Annotated in this window: 3 protein-coding genes; all 3 read right to left on the bottom strand. The window is 73.0% G+C overall.

Annotated elements, in window-relative coordinates; translation table 11 throughout:
* On the bottom strand, window positions 1-4,275 hold a 4,275-nt coding region (locus AB0D04_RS41955; RefSeq protein WP_362712678.1), incomplete at its 3' end, for a beta-ketoacyl synthase N-terminal-like domain-containing protein.
* A 349-nt stretch (window positions 4,276-4,624) separates the two neighbouring features.
* Window positions 4,625-5,254, bottom strand: coding sequence for a LuxR C-terminal-related transcriptional regulator (locus tag AB0D04_RS41960; RefSeq protein ID WP_362712681.1), 630 nt, complete (start codon window positions 5,252-5,254; stop codon window positions 4,625-4,627).
* A 403-nt stretch (window positions 5,255-5,657) separates the two neighbouring features.
* On the bottom strand, window positions 5,658-6,408 hold a 751-nt coding region (locus tag AB0D04_RS41965), incomplete at its 5' end, for a LuxR C-terminal-related transcriptional regulator (RefSeq protein WP_362712680.1).

Below are 6,408 nucleotides of genomic sequence, written 5' to 3' on the forward strand. Positions count from 1 at the left end.
GGCCTGCGGCGCCTGGGCGCGGGCGATCCGCGCGGTGAGCACGGCGGTGCCGCGGACGGCGGACTGCGGCTCGTCCAGGGCCAGGGCCCGCAGCAGCGGCTCTGCGGCCGGCTCGGTGGAGGCCGGGTCGAGGTCCAACAGCCCGAAGCGGCCGGGGTGTTCGCTCTGCGCGGCGCGCACCAGGCCCCAGACGGCGGCGGTCACCGGGTCCGGTGCCTGCCGGGCGTCGGTGGCGACGGCGCCGCGGGTGACGAAGACCAGCCGGGACGCGGCGCAGCGCTCGTCGTCCAGCCAGGTCCGCAGGCGCTCCAGGACATGTGCGGTGCGGGCGTGCACCGAGGTGACGACGTCGTGATCGGCGGCACCGGCCACGGGGGCGAGGACCACGTCCGGGACGTGGGTGGCGGCGTCCGGGCCGGGCAGCACCGTGACGGCGAGGTCCGGCGAGGAATCCGGCGCCGAAAGAGCCCCCTCCAGGCCGAAGAGGTCCGGGCCGAGGACGGCGACCGAGGCGGGCGCCGCCTGGGCGGCCTGGTGCGATGCGGTCCAGCGCAGCTCGAACAGGGCGTCGCGGACGAGGGAGTTGGCGGCGCCGATCCCCTCGTCGGGCATGGTGCGCAGGACGAGCGAGCCGATGGAGGCGACGGGGGCGCCGGTGGTGTCGGCGACGGCGATCGCCACCGCGTCGTCCTCGGCCGGGGTCAGCTTCACGCGGACCGTGCTCGCCCCGCTCGCGTGCAGGGTCACGTCCTGCCACGAGAAGGGCAGACCGCCGCGGGCGTGCTCGCCCAGGTCGAGGAAGGCCGCGGCGTGCAACGCGGCGTCCAGCAGGGCCGGGTGGATCGCGAACGACGCAGCGGACTCGGCGTCGGAGCCGTTCGTCCCGGGCAGCGTCACCTCGGCGTAGACGTCATCGCCGCTGCGCCAGGCGGCGCGCAGGCCCTGGAACAGGGGGCCGTATCCGAAGCCGGTGTCGGCCATGCGGTCGTAGAAGCCGTCCAGGTCCAGCGGACGCGCGTCGGCGGGGGGCCAGACGGTGGCGTCGAAGTCGGCGTGGTGCTCGCCGGCGGCAAGGGTGCCTGAGGCGTGCTGGGTCCAGGGAAGTTCCTCCGGCCCGTCGGGACGGGAGTGCACGCTGACGGCGCGGCGGCCCGACTCGTCGGGGCTGCCCACCCACACCTGCACCTGGACGCCGCCCTGCTCGGGCAGCACCAGCGGGGCGGCCAGGGTGAGTTCCTCCACCCGACCGCAGCCGGTCTCGTCCCCGGCGCGCACGGCCAGCTCCAGGAAGGCGGTACCCGGCAGCAGCACCGTGCCGCGCACGGCGTGGTCGGCGAGCCAGGGGTGGGTGCGCCGCGACAGCCGGCCGGTCAACAGCAGGCCGTCGGAGTTGGCGACCGACACGGCGGCTGTCAGCAGCGGGTGGTGCGCCGCGCCCAGGCCGGCGGCGCGTACGTCACCGCCCGTCGCGGGCGTGCTCTTGGGCCAGTAGCGGCGGCGCTGGAAGGCGTAGGTGGGCAGGTCGGTGCGCCGGGCGCCGGTGTCCTGGAAGTAGGACTCCCACTGGACGGCCACGCCGCGGGTGTGCAGACCCACCAGCGCGGCGGTGAGGGTCTCGGCCTCGGGGCGGCCCGGCCGCAGTACGGCGAGCGTGGCGGGGACGCCATCGGCGGGGCCGACGGCGTCGGCGGAATCGGGGGCACCGTCCGCGGTGCCGGTCGCGGCCAGGGAGTTCTGGGCCATGGCGGACAGGACGCCGTCGGGCCCCAGCTCCAGGAAGGTGGCGGCGCCATGGCCGTGGAGCCAGTCGAGGGCGTCGGCGAACCGTACGGTGTGACGGGCGTGGTTCACCCAGTACTCGGGGGAGGTCAGCTGCTCCACCGTGGCGAGGGTCCCGGTCAGGCCGGACACGACCGGGATGACGGGCGCCTGCGGTGTGAGCCGGGAGACGGCGGTGCGGAACTCCGCCAGCATGGGCTCCATGAGCGGGGAGTGGAAGGCGTGCGAGACACGCAGCCGCTTGGTCTTGCGGCCCAGCGCGCCGAAGTGCTCCGCGACGGCGCCGACCTCGTCGGCCCGGCCGGCGACGACGACGGCGGCGGGCCCGTTGACCGCGGCGATCGAGACGCGGTCCGGCCGGTCCGCCAGCAGGGGCAGGACCTCCTCCTCGGTGGCTTCGAGGGAGACCATGGCGCCACCTTCGGGCAGCGCCTGCATGAGGCGGCCGCGGGCGACCACCAGGGCCGCCGCGTCGGCCACGGAGAAGACCCCGGCCACGTGCGCCGCGGCGATCTCGCCGATGGAGTGCCCGGCGAGGAAGTCCGGCTTGATGCCGAAGGATTCGGCGAGCCGGTACAGCGCCACCTCGATCGCGAACAGCGCGGGCTGGGCGTAGCCGGTCCCGTCGAGCAGGGCGGCCTCGGGCGTGCCTTCGGCGGCGAACAGCACGTCCTTCAGGGGCCGTTCAAGGCCCTGGTCGAGGTGGGTGAGGACCTCGTCGAGGGCGGTGGCGAAGACGGGGAAGCGGGCAGCCAGTTCACGCCCCATGCCCGGCCGCTGGGAGCCCTGGCCCGCGAAGAGGAAGGCGAGCTTGGACCGCGTCCGGGCGGTGTCCTGTACCAGGCCGGGGGCCGGCGCGCCGTCGGCGAGCGCGGTGAGCGCGGCGCGGGCCCGGCCCAGGTCGGCCGCGGTGAACGCGGCGCGGTGCTCCAGGCCGGAGCGGGCCGTGGCCAGGGAGTAGGCCAGGTCCACGGGCGCGAGACCGGGGTGGGACGTGAGGTGTTCGAGCAGCCGCGCCGCCTGGGCGCGCAGCGCCTCGCGGGTGCGGCCGGAGACGAGCCATGGGACGGCGCCCGCCGCCACGGGTTCGGCGGCCGGCGGCGCGGTGCCCTCCTGGTCCCCCTGGCCTGCCTCGGGGGACGGGGCGGCCGGGGCCTCCTCCAGGATCGTGTGCGCGTTGGTGCCGCTGAGCCCGAACGAGGAGATGCCGGCTCGTCGCGGCTGTTCGCCCTGCGGCCAGGAGACTTGCTCGGTGAGCAGGCGTACGGTCCCCTGTGTCCAGTCGACGTGCGAGGACGGCACGTCCACGTGGAGTGTGCGCGGGAGCAGGCCGTGCCGCATGGCCAGCACCATTTTGATGACGCCGGCCATGCCTGCCGCCGCCTGGGTGTGGCCGAGGTTGGATTTGACGGAGCCCAGCAGCAGTGGGTGGTCGGCCTCGCGGCCCTGGCCGTAGGTGGCCAGCAGCGCCTGGGCCTCGACCGGGTCGCCCAGCACGGTGCCGGTGCCGTGCGCCTCGACGACGTCGATCTCGTTGGCCGAGAGCCGCGCGCTGACCAGCGCCTGCTCGATGACCCGTTGCTGCGAGGGGCCGTTGGGCGCGGTCAGCCCGTTGGAGGCGCCGTCCTGGTTGACGGCGGAGCCCCGGACGACGGCGAGGATCTCGTGCCCGTTGCGGCGGGCCTCCGAGAGGCGTTCCAGGACCAGGACGCCCACGCCCTCGGCCCAGCCGGTGCCGCCCGCGGAGTCGGCGAAGGAGCGGCAGCGCCCGTCGGCGGCGAGCCCGCCCTGGCGGCTGAACTCCACGAAGGTGGTGGGGCTGGACATCACGGTGACGCCGGCGGCCAGCGCCAGGGAGCACTCACCCTGACGCAGGGAGTGGGCGGCCAGGTGCAGGGCGACGAGGGAGGACGAGCAGGCGGTGTCGACGGTGATCGCCGGGCCCACGGTTCCGAAGAAGTACGCGAGCCGGCCCGAGATGACGCTGGTGGTGGTGCCCGTCAGGGCAAAGCCCTGGACGTCGTCGTCCGGACCCACCCGGTACTCCTGGGGCATCGCCCCGACGAACATGCCTGTCCTGCTGCCCCGGACCGCCGCCGGGTCGATGCCGGACCGCTCGAAGGCTTCCCAGGAGGACTCCAGCAGCAGTCGCTGCTGCGGGTCCATGGCGAGTGCCTCACGGGGGGAGATCCCGAAGAAGGAGGCGTCGAACTCGGCCGCGTCGTGCAGGAATCCACCGGAGAACTCCCCCGGGTCCTCGGCCAGCTGCTCCCAGCCGCGGTCGTCGGGGGAAGCCGTGATGCCGTCCCCGTCGGCGGCGAGCAGGGACCAGAGCTCTTCGGGGCTGCTCACACCACCCGGGAAGCGGCAGCTCATGCCCACGATCGCGATCGGCTCGCGGGCCGCCGCCTCCAGCTCGCCCACCCGCTGCCGGGAGCGCCGCAGGTCGGCGCCGGCCCGCTTCAGGTAGTCGCGGAGTTTCTGTTCCTGATCCATGTTCGCCACGTTCCAACCCATCTCAAGACCGTCGGACAGCAGAGGATTTCGATGTGGGCAGCCGGCACTGGGGACGGCTGTTCCACAGCTACTGAGTTATCTGCGTGCCCTGCACGAGGCAGCTCGACTTCCCGCACGCCACGCGCCCAGTCTCTATGGGGGTGACCATGGAATTCCGTAGAGTCGGCCGGGCCCGCGGCCGACGGCGCGCAGACAGGCCGGGGCGCCCGGGCAGGACAGCGGCACCCCCGGCGCCCGGTACCTCCTCGGCCCGCCTTCGGAATGGTCCGGGTCGCTAAGGCAGACCTCGGCCCGCGTCCGCGCGGCGAACCACCAGAATGCGGGGGTGTTACTTGATGAAGTCGTCCACGACGCGGGGCGGCCAGGACCCCACCGTCAGCACCCCCATCGCATACGCGCGGGAGACCAGCGCCGCGCGGTTGGGAGCCTTCAGTTTCCGCAGCAGACCGGTGACGTGATACTCCACGCCGTGCTGGCTGAGATACAGCCGGGACGCCAGCGGAATCGTGGACAGGCCCGCCGCGATTCCCTCCAGAATTCGCGCGTCGATCTCGCTGAGCAGTTTCCTTTTCGGTGCCGCCAATGCGTCGTCCGCCGAGCCCTGACCTGACCGCATCACCACGAGGACGGCGGCCGGGTCGGGGCCGTAGCCGCTCACGGCGGCGGCCGTGAGGCTGCCGGTGAACACGTCGCCGGTCGGCCGCAGCGCCACCACGTTCGTGGCGAACCGGTCCCGGCGGCCCTCCAGCAGCCGCTCGAACTGCCGCATGAGCGGCTGCCGCACGCTGGGGTGCACCAGATCGCGGAAATTCCGCCCGAAGACGTCGGGTGCCGTCGTCGAGGAATCGGAGGGGGGAGGGGCGAGTACGTCGGCGGAAGTTGCGGTGGGGGTCGCGAAGTGATGGAAGAAGTCCTGATTGGCCTGACGGATTGTCAGTGCCGGGTCCAGTACGGATATGCACACGCTCGGCCGCACCTCCCCTCGGACCGCCGTACCGGCCGTACTGTGGTCTGCCGAAAATTGCAGAGAGTTCACCAGAGCAGGAAATCTCAAGGGACCGACATCCTTTCCAACCCCCGCTTGTAAACCAGAAATCAAGAGACATCGAGCGAGAAGGAGAAAACCGGAGAATGAAGCGGGCCACGGGATCCGCGGGCCGCCCGGTATCTGCGGGGAAGAAATTCCGAACTCCCCGACACAATTGACACTAAGGATCGATCCGGACAAGCGTCAACGCTGACCCGGCCCTTATGCCTAAACCTGTGGTCGCACTCTCCCGCACGGTACGGTCCGCCACGACCTTCGGCCCCCGAACGATTACCGCCGGTATCCCCCGCAGCGTAAGGGGCGCTCGGCGCACTCAGTGCGACGCGAGCGCGCTCCGGCCTCCCAGCAGCTCACGTCGCCCCGAGACGCCCAACTTCCGGTAGCACGACGTCAGATGCTTCTCCACCGCACGGGTGCTCACGCCCAGTTCATCGGCGATTTCCTGATTGGTCAGACCCCGGCTCACCAGCGAGACGACCTTGCGCTCGCCTTGGGTGAGCGGTGCCTCCTGGCTGGGGGCAGCGGTTCCCAGCGCCGCGCGGGCGCGCTCGGTCAGCCAGGGGGCGCCGCAGGCGGTGGTGAGATCAACGGCCTCACGCAGCACCGCCCTCGATTCCTTGCCGCCTTCCAGGGTTCGACCCAACTGGAGCAATGTGCGGGACAGTTCGAGCGTGTTGGCGGACGTACGAAGGATCTCGGCGGACTCGCGCAGGGCGGGGACGCCGCCTCCGCCGGGCAGGAGGGCGTTCAGGCGCAGGGCGCGGCCGAGAGCGGCGGGGGCCGCCCACTGCCGCGCCCAGGCCAGTTCCTCCTCCGCCAGGGCCAGGGCCGGCCGGGTCTCGCCCAGGCGGTGGTGGAGGACGATGGCGCGGGGCCGCCAGGGGAAGAGGGCGGAGTTGCGCCAGCCGGCCGATTCCAGTTGGCGGCCGCAGGACAAGACGGCTTTCAGGGCGTCGGCGCCGCGGCCGCGGCGGGCGGCGAGCGAGACCCTGAGGAGTTGCCGCATGGCCGTCATGGCGAGGCCGGCCGGCCAGCGCCTCCCGGGGTCCTCAAGGAGGCGTTCG

It is taken from the genome of Streptomyces sp. NPDC048483 (assembly GCF_040651455.1).
In the GTDB taxonomy this organism is placed as follows: domain Bacteria; phylum Actinomycetota; class Actinomycetes; order Streptomycetales; family Streptomycetaceae; genus Streptomyces.